21 protein-coding genes, 2 tRNA genes and 1 pseudogene are annotated in these 20383 nt (G+C 40.0%); 14 read left to right on the top strand and 10 right to left on the bottom strand.

The features are described from left to right. Positions 1-147: 147 nt before the first annotated feature. Positions 148-1365, top strand: a complete 1218-nt coding sequence (locus HGJ91_RS00835; protein ID WP_291345783.1) for a glycosyltransferase N-terminal domain-containing protein — start codon at positions 148-150, stop codon at positions 1363-1365. A gap of 128 nt (positions 1366-1493) precedes the next feature. After that, positions 1494-2234: a 3-deoxy-manno-octulosonate cytidylyltransferase gene (gene kdsB, locus HGJ91_RS00830; RefSeq protein ID WP_291345782.1), complete on the top strand. Its 741-nt coding sequence runs from the start codon at positions 1494-1496 to the stop codon at positions 2232-2234. Between the two features lie 11 nt (positions 2235-2245). Here the strand turns inward: kdsB and lpxK are convergent, their stop codons facing one another. Beyond that, positions 2246-3385, bottom strand: coding sequence for a tetraacyldisaccharide 4'-kinase (lpxK, locus tag HGJ91_RS00825; RefSeq protein ID WP_291345781.1), 1140 nt, complete (start codon positions 3383-3385; stop codon positions 2246-2248). Positions 3386-3566: 181 nt separating this feature from the next. Between lpxK and HGJ91_RS00820 the strand changes: the two genes are divergently transcribed. Continuing rightward, a complete protein-coding gene (locus HGJ91_RS00820; RefSeq protein WP_291345780.1) occupies positions 3567-4733 on the top strand; it encodes a radical SAM protein in 1167 nt (388 codons plus the stop codon). Further along, positions 4726-5868 carry a radical SAM family heme chaperone HemW gene (gene hemW / locus HGJ91_RS00815; RefSeq protein WP_291345779.1) on the top strand — a complete coding sequence of 381 codons (1143 nt, stop codon included), beginning with the start codon at positions 4726-4728 and terminating at the stop codon, positions 5866-5868. Before HGJ91_RS00820 ends, hemW begins: the two co-directional genes overlap by 8 nt. Here hemW and selB read toward each other — a convergent pair. Together selB and HGJ91_RS00805 are read right to left on the bottom strand one after the other, a co-directional pair. Beyond that, the gene (gene selB, locus HGJ91_RS00810; RefSeq protein WP_291345778.1) at positions 5865-7781 is read right to left on the bottom strand and encodes a selenocysteine-specific translation elongation factor; all 1917 of its coding nucleotides are present in this window, start codon (positions 7779-7781) and stop codon (positions 5865-5867) included. The genes hemW and selB overlap by 4 nt on opposite strands. Positions 7782-7793: 12 nt before the next feature. Then, positions 7794-7973, bottom strand: coding sequence for a hypothetical protein (locus HGJ91_RS00805; RefSeq protein ID WP_291345777.1), 180 nt, complete (start codon positions 7971-7973; stop codon positions 7794-7796). Positions 7974-8125: 152 nt separating this feature from the next. Here HGJ91_RS00805 and HGJ91_RS00800 point away from each other — a divergent pair. The 3 genes and pseudogenes from HGJ91_RS00800 to HGJ91_RS00785 all read left to right on the top strand — a co-directional run bounded on the left by HGJ91_RS00800 (position 8126) and on the right by HGJ91_RS00785 (position 9208). Beyond that, positions 8126-8201: transfer RNA gene (locus tag HGJ91_RS00800), tRNA-His, on the top strand. A 119-nt stretch (positions 8202-8320) separates the two neighbouring features. Continuing rightward, positions 8321-8958: pseudogene (locus HGJ91_RS16465) on the top strand (peptidylprolyl isomerase). Between the two features lie 173 nt (positions 8959-9131). After that, a tRNA-Arg gene (locus HGJ91_RS00785) sits at positions 9132-9208 on the top strand. A gap of 44 nt (positions 9209-9252) precedes the next feature. Here the strand turns inward: HGJ91_RS00785 and HGJ91_RS00780 are convergent. Both HGJ91_RS00780 and HGJ91_RS16460 read right to left on the bottom strand, forming a co-directional pair. Beyond that, on the bottom strand, positions 9253-9555 hold the full coding sequence (locus HGJ91_RS00780) for a HigA family addiction module antitoxin (protein ID WP_291345774.1): 303 nt from the start codon (positions 9553-9555) through the stop codon (positions 9253-9255). Between the two features lie 67 nt (positions 9556-9622). Beyond that, positions 9623-9844: a type II toxin-antitoxin system RelE/ParE family toxin gene (locus HGJ91_RS16460; RefSeq protein WP_367142560.1), complete on the bottom strand. Its 222-nt coding sequence runs from the start codon at positions 9842-9844 to the stop codon at positions 9623-9625. A 247-nt stretch (positions 9845-10091) separates the two neighbouring features. Here HGJ91_RS16460 and lysA point away from each other — a divergent pair, with 247 nt between their 5' ends. Together lysA and HGJ91_RS00770 are read left to right on the top strand one after the other, a co-directional pair. Next, positions 10092-11423, top strand: coding sequence for a diaminopimelate decarboxylase (gene lysA / locus HGJ91_RS00775; RefSeq protein ID WP_367142562.1), 1332 nt, complete (start codon positions 10092-10094; stop codon positions 11421-11423). 30 nt (positions 11424-11453) lie between these two features. Beyond that, positions 11454-11801 carry a hypothetical protein gene (locus tag HGJ91_RS00770; protein ID WP_291345773.1) on the top strand — a complete coding sequence of 116 codons (348 nt, stop codon included), beginning with the start codon at positions 11454-11456 and terminating at the stop codon, positions 11799-11801. Positions 11802-11865: 64 nt separating this feature from the next. Here HGJ91_RS00770 and HGJ91_RS00765 read toward each other — a convergent pair whose 3' ends face one another. After that, positions 11866-12567 carry a hypothetical protein gene (locus HGJ91_RS00765; RefSeq protein WP_291345772.1) on the bottom strand — a complete coding sequence of 234 codons (702 nt, stop codon included), beginning with the start codon at positions 12565-12567 and terminating at the stop codon, positions 11866-11868. Positions 12568-12729: 162 nt separating this feature from the next. Here HGJ91_RS00765 and HGJ91_RS00760 point away from each other — a divergent pair, with 162 nt between their 5' ends. Then, positions 12730-13146, top strand: coding sequence for a secondary thiamine-phosphate synthase enzyme YjbQ (locus HGJ91_RS00760; RefSeq protein WP_291345771.1), 417 nt, complete (start codon positions 12730-12732; stop codon positions 13144-13146). On the opposite strand, the gene mocA is transcribed toward HGJ91_RS00760, so the two are convergent. The 3 genes from mocA to yqeC are packed head-to-tail and all read right to left on the bottom strand — an operon-like array spanning position 13127 to position 15605. Next, positions 13127-13744, bottom strand: coding sequence for a molybdenum cofactor cytidylyltransferase (gene mocA, locus HGJ91_RS00755; protein ID WP_291345770.1), 618 nt, complete (start codon positions 13742-13744; stop codon positions 13127-13129). The genes HGJ91_RS00760 and mocA overlap by 20 nt on opposite strands. Then, on the bottom strand, positions 13741-14805 hold the full coding sequence (locus tag HGJ91_RS00750; RefSeq protein WP_291345769.1) for an XdhC family aldehyde oxidoreductase maturation factor: 1065 nt from the start codon (positions 14803-14805) through the stop codon (positions 13741-13743). The genes mocA and HGJ91_RS00750 overlap by 4 nt, the downstream gene beginning before the upstream one ends. Next, the gene (gene yqeC, locus HGJ91_RS00745) at positions 14805-15605 is read right to left on the bottom strand and encodes a selenium cofactor biosynthesis protein YqeC (protein ID WP_291345768.1); all 801 of its coding nucleotides are present in this window, start codon (positions 15603-15605) and stop codon (positions 14805-14807) included. The genes HGJ91_RS00750 and yqeC overlap by 1 nt, the downstream gene beginning before the upstream one ends. A gap of 264 nt (positions 15606-15869) precedes the next feature. Between yqeC and HGJ91_RS00740 the strand changes: the two genes are divergently transcribed. From HGJ91_RS00740 to HGJ91_RS00725, 4 genes are all read left to right on the top strand, one after another. Continuing rightward, positions 15870-16418: a DOMON domain-containing protein gene (locus tag HGJ91_RS00740; protein WP_291345767.1), complete on the top strand. Its 549-nt coding sequence runs from the start codon at positions 15870-15872 to the stop codon at positions 16416-16418. Between the two features lie 257 nt (positions 16419-16675). Beyond that, positions 16676-17140 (top strand): hypothetical protein, encoded by a 465-nt coding sequence (locus HGJ91_RS00735; protein WP_291345766.1) that lies wholly within the window; start codon positions 16676-16678, stop codon positions 17138-17140. A gap of 74 nt (positions 17141-17214) precedes the next feature. After that, positions 17215-17766, top strand: a complete 552-nt coding sequence (locus HGJ91_RS00730; protein ID WP_291345764.1) for a GAF domain-containing protein — start codon at positions 17215-17217, stop codon at positions 17764-17766. A 192-nt stretch (positions 17767-17958) separates the two neighbouring features. Next, entirely contained in the window at positions 17959-18897 is a 939-nt protein-coding gene (locus HGJ91_RS00725; protein WP_291345763.1) for a cyclic nucleotide-binding domain-containing protein, read from the top strand. Between the two features lie 17 nt (positions 18898-18914). Here the strand turns inward: HGJ91_RS00725 and HGJ91_RS00720 are convergent, their stop codons facing one another. Continuing rightward, positions 18915-20291, bottom strand: a complete 1377-nt coding sequence (locus tag HGJ91_RS00720) for an IS1380 family transposase (protein ID WP_291345761.1) — start codon at positions 20289-20291, stop codon at positions 18915-18917. Between the last annotated feature and the right edge of the window lie 92 nt (positions 20292-20383).

The following is a 20383-nucleotide window of genomic DNA, read 5'->3' as shown; positions in this document are numbered from 1 at the left end:
AATTCTAATGAAGGATAGACAGATATTTACATAGATTACTCCATTTTATTTTATTTGGTCGCTAATTTGTGCAAACAGGTGTATAAACAATTTATGGTTTCCATAGCAGAAAGGTCTTTTTTTTTAATTTATAGTCTTATATGGAAAATGGCAATTCCTCTCCTGAAATTTAATCACCGCCTTTCCATCGGGTATGCACAGAGAGTTCTCAGACACCCCCCCCAAAAAGCTGATATCTGGATACAGGCTGCTTCAGCAGGAGAGTCCTATCTTGCAAGTGAACTGGTAAAAAGATTACAGCCAAAATATCCAGCAAAAATCCTGTTGACTACTAACACAAGTCAGGGCATGGAAATACTTGAAAAAATCAAGAAAGGTCATAGTTTAAAAAAATCAAATATTTCTGTAGGTATCGCCTATTTCCCTTTTGACGTGCCCCTTATAATGAAAAATGCAGTCTGCCAGATTAATCCTAAAGTGATAATACTTCTGGAAACAGAGATTTGGCCAGGCCTTTTATCAGCCGTAAAAGCGCATACGTGCAAAATATTAATTATTAATGGTCGGCTGAAACAAGAAAGCCTTAACAGATATCGTATATGGCCATCTTTATGGAAAAGGCTTGCTCCTGAAAGAATTCTTGCAATGTCAGAAAAAAATGCAAACCGGTATAGAAAACTTTTTGGGAAAAATCTTGTTGGCAGTATGACAAATATTAAATTTGACCGGTTTAAATTTGAAGAATTAAGAGCCATTCGGAAAAATCCCCTGACAAAAATACTTCCTGACAAAAAGCCTTTTATTGTTATGGGTTCAGTACGACAGGAAGAAGAGCCTCTTATTGAAAAAATTATCAATGAGATTCAGGTAAGACAATCGGATGCAGTTATCGGCCTTTTCCCCAGACACATGCACCGGATAAAACACTGGCAAAAAAGGATGAAGCAATTATCCGTGCCGTGGAGATTAAAATCAAAAACAGAGACACCGGTTCCCCCCGGTACTATTATTCTCTGGGATACTTTTGGAGAATTGCAAAGCGCTTACGCTTTTTCAAATGCCGTTTTTGTGGGAGGTAGCCTTGCACATCTTGGCGGTCAAAATTTTCTTGAACCATTAATGTACGGCATTGTTCCGGTTATCGGCCCCTCATGGGAAAATTTTGCATGGGTCGGTCGGGAAATAATTAAAAAAAACCTTTTACAGATAGGGTCTGACTGGAAAGATGTATCTGACATGCTTATAAAAAATCTGACAGATCCACCGGCTCCACGTACCAAGATTTTTGAATCTGCACTACAATACATTAAGGCTCGCCAGGGAGGAACAGAACAGGCATGCAGGCTTATTAATCATTTTTTATAATTATAAAAGAAGTTATTGAAAGTTAATGATAAAATTTTAAAATAGTTGATTCTGATATCTTTACAAAATCTAAAATTATTTTTTAGTAAATATTAATATAATTAGCATAATAATAGATAAAGTTCATTATGAATATAGCGATAATACCATCCAGATTCGGATCAAAAAGGTTTAATGGAAAACCCCTGTCTCTTATAAAAAATAAACCCATGATTCAATGGGTTTATGAACAGGCAAAGAAGGCTCAAAATATTGATCAGGTTGTTGTAGCAACTGATGATGAGAGAATATTCAAAACGGTCAAAGATTTTGGGGGTCAGGCAATGATGACATCCTCCGATCTTAAATCAGGAACAGACAGGGTTGCCCAGACTGCAAACCTGCTCAATGCCGGACCCGATGAAGTCATTATTAATATCCAGGGAGATCAGCCTGTGTTTAATCCTGAATGTATAGATCAAATGACAGCACCATTTAAAAAAGATCCGGATATATTAATGTCAACGCTTGCTTTTCAAATTATGGATAAAAAAGAAATTACGAATCCTTCCGATGTAAAAGTGACCTTTGACGATAATGGTATGGCGCTTTATTTTTCCAGATCTCAAATACCATATCCCAGGGATGATGATTCAGATACCGTTTTTTATAAGCATTTAGGATTTTATGCGTATAAAAAAAAATTTCTTGATATAATTTCCAGTCTTGAAGGTACACGTCTTGAAAGTATTGAGAAGCTTGAACAATTGAGGGTTTTAGAATACGGGTATAAAATAAAAGTTGTTGTGACACAGCATGATTCTCTTAGTGTTGACATACCGGAAGATATAGAACGTATTGAGAAAAAATACTTTGCTGAATACTATTAAACGATTTCCAATTAATCAGGACCCTGGCTTCCCCCAAAGTATTTTTGCAGTTTGTTTTTTATAAATAGTTCAAAGGCTATTTTATTATTATCATCAAATTCTATTCGGACGTTCAATACCACGAGGGGACAACCCAATGGAAGATCATCTGAAATTTTTATATAATCTTTTGCTGTGGTTATAATATAATCTGCCTTACTCTGTTTAAAAGCGCGCATGATTCTGTCAATGTCATACTGGGTATACCGGTGATGGTCCGGAAATTCAATGTGACGGTGAACTTTCAACCCCATTTTGTCACAGCTGGTTTTAAAGTCTGAATTATTTGCAATTCCTGAAAAAAGCAATGTGCGCTTTCCTTTAATATCGTTTAATAGATTAGACTGAGGTGTATCTTTTTCTTTTAGTGAAATGATGCTGATATAAGGAATATGATTGCATTTAAACAGGGGAATATCCTGTGATCCAATATCTGTTTTTTCAAATACGGTATTCTGGTTCCGATCTGAATGTGTTACAATGGTAGCATCACTTCTATGAATAGATGACACAGGTTCTCTTAGGGTACCCCTGGGTATCAGATATCTATTTCCCGGCATTTTTTTTGCATTTATCAACAATAGATTCAGGTTGCGTTTTAAAGCCAGGTGCTGAAATGCATCATCTAATACAATGATATCGGGGGAAAATTTTTTAATGGCCGTCATACCGGATTCAAATTTTTTTTTCCCAACAATGACGGGCAGCTTAAGGATCTGTGCCATCATGTATGGTTCATCTCCTGCTTCTTTTGGGCTGCACAAAATCTTATTACCGTTAGAAACAACACCGCCTTTATGTTCTAAATTGCCTTTATACCCCCGTGTGACAACTGCGACTTTATAGTCGAGGGCAGTCAGGTATTTGGATAAATATATGGTCATTGGAGTTTTCCCGGTACCGCCGGTAGAAATATTTCCAATGGAAATGACAAAACAAGGCAGCTCTCTGGATTTTAAAATACCGGTTTTGTAGAGACTGTTCCTGAATTGAATACCGGTTTCATACACTTTTGAAAGGCCATAAAGGAGTCGTTCTAAAGATAGTCCACCCCTGGTTGCCTGATGGCTTTCCATAATATACTGGATTTTGGTAGTCAGTTTATCAATCATAGCATGTTCATCTTATTTTAGGTCATAGATAAGTATCACAATAGACAGTCAAGTTTCAAGATCTGCCCAAATAAATTGACTTTAAGTGTTCCAATGCGTATATAATTTTGATCGAACGGTGATGAGGTCGAGCCGAAAAATTATTAATTTTGATTGAGAAAAATGCAGGTAAGTTTATTCCATGGAAAAGAAAAAGAAGAAAACAGATATTTATAAAGGGTTTGAGCAGGGCCCCATTCGTCCACCCAGTGAAGCAAGCAGCCTGTTAATTCGGCTGACGCGAAATTGTCCCTGGAACCGGTGTACCTTTTGCAAGGTGTATAAAAAAAGGCAGTTTTCCTTAAGATCTGTTGAAAATGTCATCAAAGATATTGATTTTTTGCAAGGCTATATTGAAAGAATTCGGCAGATTGTCAAGCCGGGCGAATATGCCGACCATAAGGCTATTAATACTCTTTACAACAGTTTTGAAGAAAAAGACCGCGTGGCCTTTAATGCTGCCATGAGCTGGTATGCATCGGGAATGAAGTCCATTTTTTTACAGGATGCCAACTCATTGATTATGAAACCTGATGATCTTGTGTTTGTGCTTGAATATATCAAAAAATGTTTTCCAGATGTTGACAGGATCACTTCATACGCAAGAAGCCATACCATTGTCCGTATCAAGCAGGATGATTTAAAACGGATTGCCAATGCAGGATTAAACCGTATCCATGTGGGTATGGAATCCGGATCGGACATTGTATTAAAGAAAATCAGAAAAGGGGCCACCAAAGAAAGTCATATCAGGGCGGGGTTAAAGGTAAAAGATGCCGGAATGGAGCTGTCGGAATATGTCATACCCGGCCTTGGCGGTATTGATTATTCCATAGAGCATGCCATGGAAACTGCTTTGGCACTCAACAGTATTAATCCGGATTTTATCAGGATCAGGACTCTGGCGGTAACAAACGGAACTGCACTTGCCGAAGCAACTAAAAAAGGGGATTTTCAGAAACCGAATGATACCATGATGGCCAAAGAGTTAAGGCTGTTTATCGAAAGTCTTGACGGGATCGATTCTTATATCAAAAGTGATCATATCCTGAACTTATTTGAGACCGTTAACGGGAAAATGCCGGAAGATAAAGAGAAAATGATCGGTATTATCGATCAGTTTTTCGAACTCGAACCGGAGAAAAGAATTTTATACCAGATCGGCAGACGGATGGGATTTTTCCGAGGACCTGATGAAATGGATGACAGTCCCTATCTTGAAAAGGTAAAGCAGGCCTGCGAGCTTTACGGGGTAACGCCTGAAAATGTGGATTTTGTTATTGATGATCTGATGAAGCGTTTTGTCTGATCAAAAGTCTATCTATATCCATGTTCCGTTTTGTGTTAAAAAATGTGTCTATTGTGATTTTTATTCAAAGACCCATCTCTCTTTGATCCCTGATTATGTCCAATCCCTTTTAAAAGAGATTGAAAGACGGTCCGGTTTAAAGGAAAAAATTGACACCATATATTTTGGTGGCGGAACTCCCTCTCTTTTTTCCATTAAAGAGGTTGAAACCCTTTTACAGGCCATTGGAGGGCATTTTTCTGTGCTTCGGGATGTCGAAATTACGCTTGAAGTTAACCCGGGAACGGTTGATTTTGACTACCTGAGCCGATTAAAAAGAGCTGGAATCAACCGGCTCAGTATTGGGGCTCAGTCATTTAATGATGATAAATTAAAGTTTTTGACAAGAATTCACACTGCAGAACAGGCAATCAACACTATTGATGATGCCGGCAAAGCAGGATTTGACAATATCAGCATGGATTTGATCTACGGGCTTCCCTTTGAAACACAGAACAGATGGCTGGAAGATTTAAAACAGGCACTTAAGATGATGCCGTCCCACCTGTCCTGCTATATGCTCACCATCGAGCCCGGCACACCCCTTGATGAAAAATTAAAAAAAGGATTGTTCCATCCCCTTGGTAGTACGGTCATATCAACACTGTTTAAAAAGACTTCCCAGTTTTTAAGCAATAATACATATGAGCATTATGAGATTTCCAGTTTTTCAAAGGGGAGGCGAAACCGGTCAAAGCACAACTCAAAATATTGGGAGATGATGCCGTACTACGGGTTCGGGGCTGCTGCACACTCCTATGACGGAAAAACAAGGTCCTGGAATCATCAGAGTATTGACATGTATATAAAGGCGTTGGCTTCCGGCAGTCTTCCCGTTGAAGATCGGGAAACTTTGACCCGTGAGCAGAAAATGATGGAGATGATCATGCTCAGGCTTCGCACTCTTGAGGGGCTGGATATTGAAAAATTTCAAAGCCTGTTTCGTGTATCCTTTAAAAAACAATTTAGAGATGTCCTGAAGCCTATCCTTGACGGATCATTGGGCTACTTTAAGGGTCACAGGTTTGGGCTCACTTTGGAAGGCAAGGTTCGCCTGAACAATATTGTTGAAGCGTTTGCCGGAAAAATTTTTTAGGTTTTTCGTCGCAGCTGCCGTGTATCTCCCACACGGATGGTCAGGTTGGTGGAATCAAAGTATTCAATTAAGGGGATGACATATTTTCTCGATATTCCGGTCATATCTTTAAATTCAGGAGTGGTGATGGATTCATTCTCTTTCAGGAATGCAATCAGCTTTTGTTCAAGTTTTTCGATTTCCCTTGAATCAAAGTAAAGGTCATCCTTTGTTTTAACAACGGCTTTTTCATCAATCAGCATATGGAGAACATCTGTTGCATTTTTTTTATCAATATCAAGATCCTGGCAGATGGTTCTGAAAAACGGTGGTGTCAATCCCGATGCCTGATAGATTTTTTTGATTTTTTCTTTGACATCCTGCTGATCAACCTGAAGCGCCACTTCATGGGTAGACAACTTTGCAATATTTTTATCCAGAACTATGAGTTTTTCCCTGGACAGTTTTGTAAAAAGAATATTAAAAAATTTTGTGTTATCGATATACTGGAACTTGGATTTAAGCTCCTGGGTCGGCATGCCCTCCTTTAAAGGGTTGTCTGCGTGGTAGACTTCAAGTTTTTGGATGAGTTTTTCTTTGAAATCGTTAAAAAAGGAGCCATTAACATAAATCTGCTTTTCTTTATCGATCTGGATAACCTGTTGTTTGGCAAGCAGTTTCTGCAAACCTGCGCTCAATTTTTTATCCGGGATATTGGTCATAACCCGCAACTGGGAAAAGGACAGCCCCTGGTATCCTTTTAAAGAAAGAAAGAAGGATATGGTTTGATCATTATCATTCAGTAACAGGTTCTCCAGCCCTTGGATGACAGTTGTATCAAACAGTTTATGCTTTTGGGAGGCCGGATTTAATATGGCACCGCCGCCAATTGTTTTTACGGGTGAATAACTTCGAATTACGTACCTGTCGTCTTTGATACAACAGACAGGGGACTCAAGCCTGAACTGAACAGGAGCGTCATCTCCGGGCAGCAGTTCTTCCCTGTCAAGCAGTATCAGATATCCGAGTATTTCGCTGGTTCCTGAATGAAATCTTATTCTGGTTCTGTTTTTAGCCGGTTTAGCATTGCTTTTTAAATAAAGAAAATGGGCATCCACCATATAGCTTTCAATCAAAGTGTCAGGAGTAGACAGAATATCTCCGCGGTTGACGGATTCCTTGTCAAGCCCTTGAAAATTAATGGCTGTCCGGGTGCCGGGCCCTGCCGTATCAACCCCTGAACTGTGAATCTGGATACCCCTGACTTTGGAAACAATTCGTTTGGGATAGACCATGATATCATCCCCGGTATTGATACTGCCGGAAGTCAGTGTCCCGGTAATTACTGTGCCAAATCCTTTCATTGAAAAGACACGATCCACCGGGAGCCTGAAAATAGCAGAAAATTTTCTTTCAGGAAGATTGCTGCAGATGGCTTCAAGGGTTTTGACAAATTCATCCAGCCCTTGATTTGTGACAGAGGAGACAGGAATAATGGGCTTGTCTTCAAGAAAAGTGTCCTGCACAAAATCATTGATATCCTCAAGGGCAAGCTCTAAAAGATCTTCATCCACCATGTCTATTTTGGTCAAGGCAATCATTCCATGCTCAATCCCCATGAGGTTGCAGATTTCCATATGCTCCCTTGTCTGGGGCATGACACCCTCATCGGCCGCAATCACCATTGTGACCACATCAATTCCACTGGAACCGGCCACCATGTTTTTTACAAATTTTTCATGGCCCGGCATATCCACGATGCCGATATGCTGTCCATTGGGCAGATCAAGTAATGCAAATCCAAGTTCAATGGTAATGCCCCGTTCTTTTTCCTCTTTGAGCCGGTCTGTTTCAATCCCTGTCAACGCCTTGACAAGGCTTGTCTTGCCATGGTCAATGTGTCCTGCGGTTCCTAAGATGATATTTTTTTCCAAGGGTACAAATCCTCAGTTTTTATTTGTTTTCTTTTTTCTAAAAAGCGTCATGCCATAAGCCAGGGCCACCAGGATAAGTCCTGTGACAACGCCATGATAAATACCCCATTCCGGCCTGAACACCCGGATAAGGAAAATACCGAATACAAGACCTAAAATAAGCCTGACAACAAAAATTAAAAATGCATTCATATAAAAAAGTTCCTTTAATCAAATATTGATACGCAAGGATAATAGTCAAACGATACTTCAAGGTCAATGTAAAATATGGTTTTGAATTCAGCTAAATTAAAAAAGTATTGAAAAATTGATCAAGTTCTGATAATTAAAAGAAGTTTTTTGCGGTGGGTGTAGCTCAGTTGGCAGAGCGCTAGGTTGTGGTCCTGGATGTCGAGGGTTCGAGCCCCTTCACTCACCCCATTTTTTTCTAAAAGTTATAGAAAGAGTGGTCAATAATACCCGAAACTCAAGTATCCTGAGCGTCGGGTTTTTTTGATTCCGGAGAAAGCCAAAATCGATTAAGGAAGGAGACGGTCAAAATGATTTCAATCAAAAGACCCCTTGTAACCTCTATTCTTCTGTGTTTGTTTTTAATACCTTGTCTTACTTTTTCTGAAGTTCTCTCCCAGGACCTCAAGGATGGATTGTATGCTCAATTTGATACAAATAAAGGACAGATTATTGCCATCCTCTATTATAAACAGGTTCCCATCACTATCATTAATTTTGCAGGACTGGCTCAAGGGACGATTGCTTCTGACCAGAGTTCTTCAAAAAAATATTATGACGGGCTCATTTTTCACAGGGTGATCCGGATTTTATGATTCAGGGCGGTGATCCCAAAGGAACGGGCAGGGGAGGCCCAGGATACCAATTTCCTGATGAGTTTGTCGACGAGCTAAAACATGATTCTCCCGGGATTCTTTCAATGGCCAATGCCGGCCCCGGAACCAATGGCAGCCAGTTTTTCATTACCCATAAGGCAACCCCCTGGCTTGACAATAAACATACGGTTTTTGGAAAAGTCATCAAAGGTCAGGATGTGGTAAATAAGATTGAAAAAGGCGACAAAATTAATACGCTGAGCATTATCAGGATTGGAGAAGATGCTAAAGCCTTTAAAACAGATCAGGCAAGTTTTGATGCGGCCTTAAATGAAATTTCCGCCAAAAACTGACCTTGTTTCTGATGTGGAGTTGATTGATTTCAAGTAAATATTTTTGTGAGACAGCTTCGGCACCGGCGACGCCCGTTCCCCAATCCATTATATTTATGGTCTTAAAGATGTAAAATTACATCATTGCAGAAAACAGTTTATTGTGATATCTAATATCGTTTTCATAAACCTGTGCGCCCGTAGCTCAGCTGGATAGAGCGCTGGACTTCGAATCCATAGGCCGGGGGTTCGAATCCCTCCGGGCGTGCCAACAACCTATTGAATTTATGGAATAAAATAAATTCATGTCTAATTTCATGTAGGTTCTAATACCGTTTCAATTTTAGGAATTGCTTGCCATCCTTTTGAGTTTTTCCGGGTATAAAAAAGATCATAGTTTTTTTGCAGATTCAGCCACAAGTCTGGTGTAGTATCAAACGCCTGGGAAAGCCGTAACGCCATTTCGGTTGTCACTGCCTTATGTTCATTGACAATCATTGAAAGAGCTTTTCTTGAAACTTTTAATGTGTCTGCAAGCATAGTAATGGTAATGCCCAAAGGTTTAATATACATATTCTTTAAAATACGGCCAGGGTGTGCCGGCTGTCTTGTCCTCATGTTTCCCCCCTTTAGTGATAGTTCAAATAGTCAATGATATATACGTTACCATTTTCCATTCTGAACGTTACCCGCCATGCACCGGAAACAGAAATCGCATAAATTTCGTGTTCTTTGGTTCTAACAAATGAAGATTAGAGCCAGGAAATTTTATATCCTTTATTTCTGTTGCAGCATCAAGCATGTCTAAAATATCACTCAATTTGTCTGCATGGTTTGGGTTGATTCCTTTTTTAGTCCCTTTGTAAAAAAAGTTTTTCAAATCCTTGTGGATGAATGATTTTATCACTTTGTTAATTGTTTCCCGTTGATATATTGTAACCCTTTCGGTTACAATAATAGTTGAATGTATTATTCATGGCAAGAACAATTTTTCGTGCATTATAGCTACTTTTTCAGGTATCCTTGATCTAACCATATTTCGCACTACAGATCTTCTTGCATGACAACACAAACACTTGCAGTTAGCTGTGATGATGTGGTAATTACAAAGAGATGGAACACCTTAGCCGGAGGTGTGAGATTTTGGAAAATGAATTGAAATATTTATAGATTACGTAAGGGAAATATTAAGGCAAAGGGGGTCAGTTATAGATTCATTTAGTTATAAGAATGGGAAGTTATTTGCTGAGGGTGTGGATGTTGAGGCGATTGCAAATCAGGTCGGTACGCCGGTGTATATTTATAGCAAGGCAACGTTCCTTGATCATCTGAAAAAAATTCAAACCGCATATGCCGACATTGACACGACGATTTGTTATTCAATTAAGGCGTGCGGCAATATTCATATCCTCAAGGACTTGGCCGTTGCGGGCAGCGGCTTTGACATTGTCAGCGGCGGTGAACTATACCGCGCCCAACAGGCTGGGGCAGACATGAGCAAAATTGTCTTTGCGGGCGTGGGCAAGACGGATGCCGAAATTATCGAGGCATTGGACGCGGGGATCGGCTGTTTTAATATCGAATCCGAAGCAGAACTTGAGAACCTTATCAAACTTTGCAAAGTACACGGCAAGACAACCAAATCCGCACTGCGTGTTAACCCGGATATAAATTATGATACCCACAAATATATAACAACCGGTGTTAAGGAAACAAAGTTCGGTATCGATATCGAACGGACGCTGAAAATTTATGACAAGTATGCCAACAACGGCGTTGTCGAGATGTCAGTGATTCATGTGCATCTCGGCTCTGGTGGCAAAACTGTCGATCCGTATGTCAACTATGTCAAGAAAGTCCTGCCGCTGGTCGAGGACTTGCGCAGCAAGGGTTATACGATTGATAAGCTTGATCTGGGTGGCGGCTACGGGGCTGATTACGAGACGGCCACGGTGCCCTCTGCCGCTGATTATGCCGAGAGGATCGTGCCGCTGCTGAAAGCTGCGAATTTGAAGTTGATTCTCGAACCGGGTAAAAGTATTATTGCCAATGCAGGGATCATGCTGACACGCACCGTATTTAAAAAGTCAGGCGGCGAAAAAAATTTTGTGATTGTTGATGCGGGTATGAATGATCTGATTCGCCCGTGTTTGTATGAGGCGTTTCACTTTATCTGGCCAACCAGGGTCGGTGAGAACTTGGTTCCTGAAAAACGCGTCAACGGTTTGGAAATGGACAATACTGAAGTAGTCGATGTGGTCGGCCCGATCTGCGAGGCTACAGACTATTTTGCAAAAAACAGGGCCATGCCGATGGTTGAGCGAGGTGACCTGGTGGCGGTCTTTAGTGTTGGCGCTTATGGCTTTACCATGGCCAGCAACTACAATGCCCGTCCGATGTGCGCCGAAGTGCTGGTAGATGGCGATCAGTTCAGGATCATCCGCAAACGCCAGACGTATGAGAGCTTAATTGAAATGGAGAAATAAAAAACAATGCCATGTGGGTTTATGCCGGGAATGAGCATTGAGACATATTCTATTGCGAGGGGAAATAATATGGCAATTATGAGGTTGTGGCATGGAAAGGTCGCTATTGAACAGGCTGAGGAATATGAGAAATTTATGATTTCGAGAGCTGCACCAGATTATGGTTCCGTTGACGGTTTGCTCAAATTATACTTCCAGCGGCGAAACGAAAATACAACAGCCCATTTTTTGCTCGTAACCATATGGGATTCTATGGAATCAGTAAAGAAGTTTGCCGGGGAGCATCCTGAGAAAGCTAAATATTACCCAGAAGACGATACTTTTTTGCTTGAAAAAGAAGAGACTTCAGCTTTATATGAAATTTTTTTTGAAAAGTAATGCGCTCTTTTAGAAGAAGGCGAGAACTTGTTTGACATTCATCGTTTCCAAACAAAACCAAAAGTTAAGTTGAAAAATTGTTTATATCAAACAGATATTTGATCTCTTGAAGATAGGCTTCTATGGAAAAGGGCAGCACATATGTAAACACGTCCAGTAGAATAATCGCATTAACAGCAGAATCTGTTTTACTTGCAGCTCTCAACCGCTTGGCGATTGTCGTGTTGACCGTGTGCATATTATCATATATTTCCACGAGTCCCTTTAAATCAAAATCCGCAGGTTTCCCTTCATTTTTCAAAAAATATTGCTTAAGCAGATATATGGATGCTGCACGGCCGATGGTTTCTTCTTCATCAGCCAGTGGAAGGTGGAACCGTGCCATGGGTTTAAAAAATGTTGTGTGGGGACAACCGCTGGTGGCAATCACCAGGCCCATCAGTGAACTGATCCCTTTTTGAATTGTTGTGTCCTGGGTGATGGTCCTGTTTTTCATAATCACCTTGACCCGGATCTGGTGGTAGGAACAAAGGATATCAAGATGCTTGATAATATTAACCAGGTTCGCTGCCAGGGGGCAGTGGGTGCGCGTTGTAACGGACAGCGGGCAATGGGGGCATTGACAAAAGTTCAGCTCGGCCCATTCTGGAAGGACATCCGGACAATTGCCTATTATATTTAAATGTTGTGAATCAAGTTGTATGTCCATCTGGATCTGACGTTCCTCAGGCAGGACAAAGATATAACTTATTGGTATTATTCCCATCTTTTCCTCCGTTGTTCTTTTAAAGGAAAATGTAAAACGTGTTTTATATTAGGGGTAATTTCAACAAAAATCAATATCCTTTTGTTAGCTACATTTTCTTGAAAATTATTTTCTTATATGTTTTATTCTTATAACTGATTAACAAAATATGGAATTAATTTTATGAAAACATACAGAAAAGAACTATGGTTTGAGATTCCAACAAGAAGGGCTTTCATCAACATTACACCTGATATTCAAAAATGCATTAATGAAAGCGGAGTAACTGAAGGACTTGTACTTATAAACGCAATGCATATCACAGCCTCTGTATTTATTAATGATGATGAATCAGGATTACACCATGATTATAATCTATGGCTTGAAAAATTAGCTCCCCATGAGCCGGTTTCTCAGTACAGACACAATATTGGTGAAGACAATGCAGATGCCCATATGAAACGGCAGATTATGGGTAGAGAAAGCGTTGTTGCAATCACGGAAGGAAAGCTTGATTTCGGTACATGGGAACAGATTTTTTATGGTGAATTTGACGGTAGAAGGAAAAAACGTGTTTTGGTCAAAATAATTGGAGAATAAAATTTTTTTTCAATTTTTCATAATCATCTATTGTGTCCACATCAACCAGAATGGCTTCATCGGGAATTGACACTTTTAAGATAGATCTTTTAAACTCATCAAAAAGAGCTCTTGCCCCGGTATCGGCGGATAATGATTTAAGGCGATGAAACAAAGGTCTGGCAATGATAACCGGGTTGCCCCGTTTGCCGTTGCAGTACGGGATGACAATCGGGGCGTTGGACGTTTCAAATGCATCAATAAGCTTGTTGATAATGGCAGCTGTGACAAGGGGCTGATCTCCCAGAAGGAAGATTGCTGCGTCACAAATGGAGGAGACATTTTCAAGTCCTTTGATAAGGGATGTGCTCTGGCCCTTTGAGTACGCAGTGTTCCTGATAATTTTTGTACTCGAAAGATCGATGGCCTGCTCTATTTTTTCGGCGCAATGCCCCAGAACGACTATAATTTCGTGTAATGCCGATTCTCCGGCATTTTGAATCACCTGGCCAAGAAGAGTATTTTCTCCAAACGGCAGCAGTTGTTTTGTCTTACCCATACGGGATGCAGATCCTGCAGCAAGGATAATCCCGGAAATTTTTTTACTGGATACACTCACAATATCAAGTTCTTTGTTTTTTTTTCGGGTGCCCGTTTTTTTATCAGTTCTCCCACAATGCTGACAGCTATCTCTTCGGGGGTTTCCGCATTGATATCAACGCCGATGGGTGAGTAGACTTTTTCAAGGTCGTCTTTGGAAAAACCTTCATCCATAAGCGCTTTGTATATAGTATTCCTTTTTTTAGTGCTGCCGATCATACCGATATAGGATGCATTTGTGCCAAGGGCATGCTGTAATACCGTCTTATCATGAAGGTGGCCCCGTGTGATAATCAGGATATATGAATTTTGTGAAATTTCCAGTTGTTCAAAGGCTTGCTTAAAATCAGTGATAAGGATTTTATCTGCTTCGGGGAATCTTTTTTTGTTGGCAAACTCCGGCCTGTCATCAATCAAGGTGATGCTAAACCCTACTGTTTTTGCCAAGCGTGCCACAAACAAGGAGACATGGCCAGCCCCGAAAAGAAAAATCCGGGGATCAAGGGCAATTTTTTCCACAAAGAGATCCATACCTTTGTCATCCAAATTGATCAGATCATAAGGTATATTTTTGTCAAGATTTATTTCTTTGGGGTTGAGTCCGGGAATGGTTCCAAAAGTTTTGCCCCCCTCTTTTATAAACACTCTTGCACCGGTATCCATGGCATGTATGCCGTTCTCGATCCGGGTCACCAGTATGCCTGGCCGGTTGTCGGCAATCTGTTGTTTTATGGTTTCAAACAATGATACCATTCCGGCGTTTTCCGGAAAAAGAGGTTCCAGGTAAAGGTCAACATCTCCGCCGCAAATCATGCCGGCACCTGCCAGATCCTCATTGGTCAGATGAAACTGGTAAATGAATGATTTTTCCTGTTTTAAAAGCGCCACGGCCCGTTTTTGAACCCTGTATTCCAGGGCTCCGCCGCCAACGGTTCCGATGAGTTTTCCGTCTTGTGTGATGATGCACATGGACCCCACATCCCTTGGAGTGGAGCCTGACCGTCTGATGGTTTTTGCAAGAACAAGTTTCTGCCCTGATGAAAGCAGTTCATAGACCTTTATATATATTTTTTCCCCCATTATTTTTTATTCCTTTGGTTTGTTTTTCGAATATCAAAATAGTTTTTAACAGAGGATTCATCCCTGAGTGAGGCAGTGATAATCGTGTTAATATTTTTATTTGTTTGCAAAAGTTCAGCAATTTTTCGACCGGATGCTATCCTGCCCGGGGTGTCGGCTTTGTTTAAAAACACAATGTTAAAAAGGGGATGTCCCAAAGCGTTGGCCTTTTTTATCTCAATGGCAATGGATGTGGCAATGGATTGCACATCTATGGTTTCTCCCAGGGAACGTCCTGTGTTCTTTGAAAAAAGTCCGGCTCTGTGGACATGGTTTTCATCAAGGGTTTTCCCAACAGCATCGAGCCCTGTGACAAGAACCAGATGACTGGTGGTTTTTGGAACCACAGGTTCATGTGAAGCAGTGGCTTTAAGCGGTTTTTGTCTGGCACCGTCTGCCTCCACAAGAATCCAGTCAAAAAGGTTCTCCTGCCATAATTGATGAATGATATCCGGGGTAAACCCTTTCAGTTTTCCAGTTGCCAAATCCTGTTTGCTGCCTGCTGAAAAATGAGAGTAACGGCTGAGAAAGGATTTTGATTTTTTAACCAGTTCATCAACAGCACCTTCAATGATGGTGACAGGAGATTGATCTGGGTTTGGCATAAAGATTCTGGTGGTGGTCGTTGTTAAAATGGTTTTACCGGATGCTGCGAGTTCTTTTGCCAGACAGAACATCAGGCTTGTCTTCCCGCCTGCACCGATCAGACTGATAACGCCCCGGCTGTTTAAGTGTAATGTATCAATAAGTGTATTTGTCATTTTATAAAATTAAACAATCAAACCTGTAAATAGTTATCCATTGAATCTGAAGGTATTTTAATGTAATTTAATCTGAGAATGATTATTTCACAATTTTTTTATAATTCAAGCATTAAAGAAAAAAGGCAGACAGGAGGCCGTTTGAAATAGTTAATTTTCTTGACTTGTTCAGGCCTTAAAAGTATTTATTAAAAACAAGCCATCTATTAATGATTGTTCTTTTGCGCAGCAAGAAAACAGGTATTTTTATTTAAGGGAGTCGTAATGATGAAAAAGATTTTTTTTATTGTTTCAATACTGACATTTCTGTTTTTTTCAATACCATTGTCTTTGTCTGCAATGGAATACGAGCATACACTTGAAGTAAAAAATATGCAGTTTTCGTGGACAATTGAAGGAGATCAGATCCATGTCAGGCTGTCTGCAAAGACAACCGGCTGGGTCAGCATCGGTTTTGATCCTGAAAAAGCCATGCTGGGGGCCAATATTATCATTGGTACGGTCAAAGAAGGGAAATTTAAAATTGGGGATCATTATGCGGATAGAAAAAGAGGGCATTCCAGTGATGAAAAACTGGGAGGGAAGAATGATGTCTTAACTCCTTTGGGTTCCGAAGAGGATGGGGTTACAACCATTTCTTTCACCTTGCCCCTTGATACCGGTGACAAATATGACAAACCCATCAATCCGGCAGGGATAAGCCGGATAATGTTTGCATACGGGGCAGGGAAAGATTCTTTTAAAAATCGTCATCCATATCGGACGATTTATGAAATCAATTTATCAACCGGCGAAAACAAAAAGATAAAATGAATCCCATAAGATTTTTGTCAGCGCTTTTTACCATTCAGGAAAAATTAATTTACAATAAAAGATCTCTCTGGTATATTTATAATAGTTAATTGATATGGATTCACCTTCTCCAGACTCACTTGATTTTTTCACATCTTTTTGGCTTCATCCGTAATCGACTTTTAATATCCAAATTCCCTTTGATACAGGGCGCATTTCCTTTTTGCATTGTTTAAAATAATTAATTTAAATTTTTTATGAAATGAAAGGAGGGCATTATGGCAGTAAAAATACTGATACCGTATAATTTTACCATGAATGATGAAAAATCCATTGATTTTGTCGGTCACAGGTATGCTGGAAGAAAAGATGTTGAAATCACTTTATTTCATGCCTTTATCCCTGTTCCTGAAATTGATACCCGCAATAATCCCATCATGGACAAAGTGACTCGAAGCACCTCTTATCTGCGGGGGCAGCAGGATGAGCGGAAAAATGCCTTGGAGGCGGCCGGGCAGAAACTGAAGGACTACGGATTTGCCGGTCATCATATTCATTGCCGTTACATACCGATACGACAGGATATTGCCCGTGATATCATCTGGCTTTGGAAAACTGAGAAGTTTGACGTGGTGGTGCTGAATCGAAATCCCGGCAATATTATCAATTATTTTAGCAGAAGCATTTCAAAAAGAGTTACCCGGCATGTTGAGGGGGGGATCGGGGTCCATATTGTAAATTAAAAATAGATCAAATACCATGGTATGGTATCCTGGATCTGCTTTATGCCATCCATCAGTCAAAGGAGGAAGATAATATGTCAAGTGATCACAAAATAGACCTTGAAAGATATAAATTGATCGTGGAAACTGTATTTGATGCAAATAATCCCACCATAATGGGGTCCCAGGCCACCCACCTGTTGGTCTCCGCCATGGAGGTGAAAGGGGCCAGCATTTTTGTGGTGAATCCCGGGACAGAATCCCTGGAAATCCTTGCCACAAAAGGGCTGAGCATTGGATATGTCAATAAGGGCCCTATCCTGGTTGATAAGAGTATCAAACTGCTGCCAAATCTCAAACCCGTGATTATTACCGATACAAAAGGCAGTGACCGCCTACAGTATCCTGAAAAAGCAGAAAAAGAAGGTATCCGGTCCATCGTCTCCCTGCCGGTCAATCTGCAGGGGAAAATTATTGGAGCCTTGAGAATCTATCATTCAGAACCATGGGAGGTGTCAAAGATTGAGCTGTCCTATCTCAGTCTGTTGACCCTGAATATAGGCATGGCATTGCGATATTTCAGGCTGTCTGCCGTTGTCCAGTGTACAAAGGATACCCTGGATGAACTTCATCCCATATGGCTTTAGATGGAAGCGCGATTCATTTTGATGTATGCTTTTTTACTGAATTTTGATAAATGATAACGGCATCTTATAAGCTTCAGATTCTTCAAGAAGCAGATCGTAGGCCATTTATATATAGGGAGAAAAGCCATTCCATTTGAAGAAAAAACAAGGCAGATCAATGAATTAATTGATCAAAATCAGAAAGAAAAGGCTGTGACGCTTATTTTTGAAATGATTGTTAATTATGCCAATGCAAAACAATTTGATAGAGCGGAGAAGCTTAGAGAGAGGCTGATTGAATTAGATCCAATGGCTTTAAATGAGATTGCTAATTCAGCAGAAATAATTGAACGTGAAAAGTCAAAAGCAATTGATTTTAACCATAAAAAAATATGGAATAGGCTTTATTATCAATTTGCTGATGAAGAGGCCAGTGCTTTTTATTTCGCTTTAAAAAAAGTTAGAGTATTGCCGGGTAAAATGATCATTCAACAAGGCAAATTAAATAATAAACTTTTTTTTATAGATCAGGGGATACTGAAAGTTGTTTATTCCAAAGGCGATCATGAGTTTTTTCTAAAAAATATTATCAGTGGTGAAACATCAGGTAGGCGCACTTTTTTTTCAATTAGTGTGGCCACAGCTTCTGTGATTTCCGTAGAGCACATTAAGTTATATTTCCTTGAAAGAGAAAAATATACCAAGCTTGTAAAAAAATTTGTAGGATTTGACCGGAAATTAGAACATTTCTGTAGAAAACTTGTTAAGGACGAAATTGAAGATATTCTAAAAAAGAAGAAAATCGAACGGCGTTATCATAATCGTTATAAAGCCTCTGGGAAAGCAGCCATTTATATATTGGATTCTAAAGGACAACCAAGTAAAATTCCTTTTTATGGCAGGCTTGAGGATTTGTCAGAAAGAGGGCTTTCTTTTAGGATTAAAAGCCCAAACAGAGAAACAGCACGATCATATCTTGGCCGAGTTGCAGTGTTGAAGATGATTTCTAACAAGACAGGAGTGAAAATGGCCAAAAAAGGAATAGTGCTGAGTGTTTACAGTCAATTATTCAATAATTATTCAATCAGTTTTAAATTTGCAAAGCCTACTCCTTCTGTAAAAATTCAAACCCCAGCGTTGCAAAAAAGATAAAATGAAGTTCTTAGTTTTTAAGCCGCTTTTTGCAACGAGTCCATAAAATGTAGTAAATCTTTTTTCACAGCCTGGTTTGAACTCATTGTGAGGGTGAGTTTGCCTTGGGGCCAGGTAAAACGCCCAGCTCTTTGGATAATTTGATGACGTATCGTGTCAAGATTTTGGAATTTCCATGCTGCAGGACGTTTGGGTTTTGCTCTGCCTGCTGCCGGGTGTGCAAGCATTTGCATTTCTTTTGAAAAATTGTGCGCCATCATCGAAGCCAGAGTGAAAACTTGATTTGCCGCCAGCCTTTTACACGGGATAACGCCAAGGGCAGTATCATTTTTAGCATTCCCGAATATTGCTTCTTGGGAACCACGGCCATTATGAAACAACACAACAGCTTTTGCAGATTCTGTTTTATTGGTTACAATTACTTTGTATTGATAATTTCTGGCAACAGGTTCAAAAAGATCCAACTGGAGGGCCCCCTTTTGTGGCTTTTTAATTTTTTTTCTGGTGAAAACAAACCGAAATTCAGTATTCCAGGATTTGGGTTTCCATTGGGTTTCAAAAAAAGACCAGTTTTCATCAATAACAGACCATGATTCACATGCTTCAATCATGCGTTTAAGTTCGGTAAATCTTGCAAAGGGAACAGAGGCTGTAAATTGTACATGTTTTGCCGCCATTAGAGAAATGATATCTTTGTTGAAAAAGGCACCGTCCATACGGGACTCAAGGATGGTGCCTGGGAGTTGTGATTTTGTATTCTGGAAACAGCGAAGCATAAAATCGGCAGCACCATTTGAGTCATGGACATTACCTGGACGGTGATGCATATCAAAAAATTGCCCTGTTTGGGCAACAGTGCAAAAAAGAGGATAATAACTTCGGGCACCTTTTTTGATTTTATTAAAACCGATAGCAGATCCCTGGGCATGGCCTTTGGTGGATAAAACGGAGCCATCAAAGTCAAGAGTCAATCGGGGGAATTGTTCCCGCTGTAATCCATCGATTACAAAGGTACGGGATAATTCTTGAATCTTCCCAACACTTTGAGTATCCATTTGGGCCAGGCTCCTTGAAATGGTAGAAACATCCGGAAGTCTTTTCAATCCCATTAATCGCAGTACCATTGGGTCATCCCTATAATAATCGATCTGCCTCAACCGTTTGAAGCCCAGAATCATGTGAATGATAAGCAGTATGACGATCAAGTGATGACCAAAAATCGGTGATACCTTTAAGTGCGAGAAACATTTTTTAAGTTTGCCTTTTAAATTGAGTCGTCTAAATAATAGCTGAAAAATTATGATGCCAGAGAAAGAAGTTAACTGCTGATCTTCAAATCGAACCTCAGGAATTTTATGGCATTTAGTATAAATTTGTGCTTTACTGGACTTCACTTGAGGTGGCCTCCTGAATTTGGTTGTTTTTTTGTCTCATAAACTTATTATAACCTTTATTCATGGGGTTCCTCAAGCTTTTTCTTTACTAA

Source organism: Desulfobacula sp. (assembly GCF_014237455.1).
Lineage (GTDB): Bacteria > Desulfobacterota > Desulfobacteria > Desulfobacterales > Desulfobacteraceae > Desulfobacula.
The sequence above is the reverse complement of the archived record's forward strand: the minus strand, read 5'-3'. Positions and strand labels throughout refer to the sequence as shown.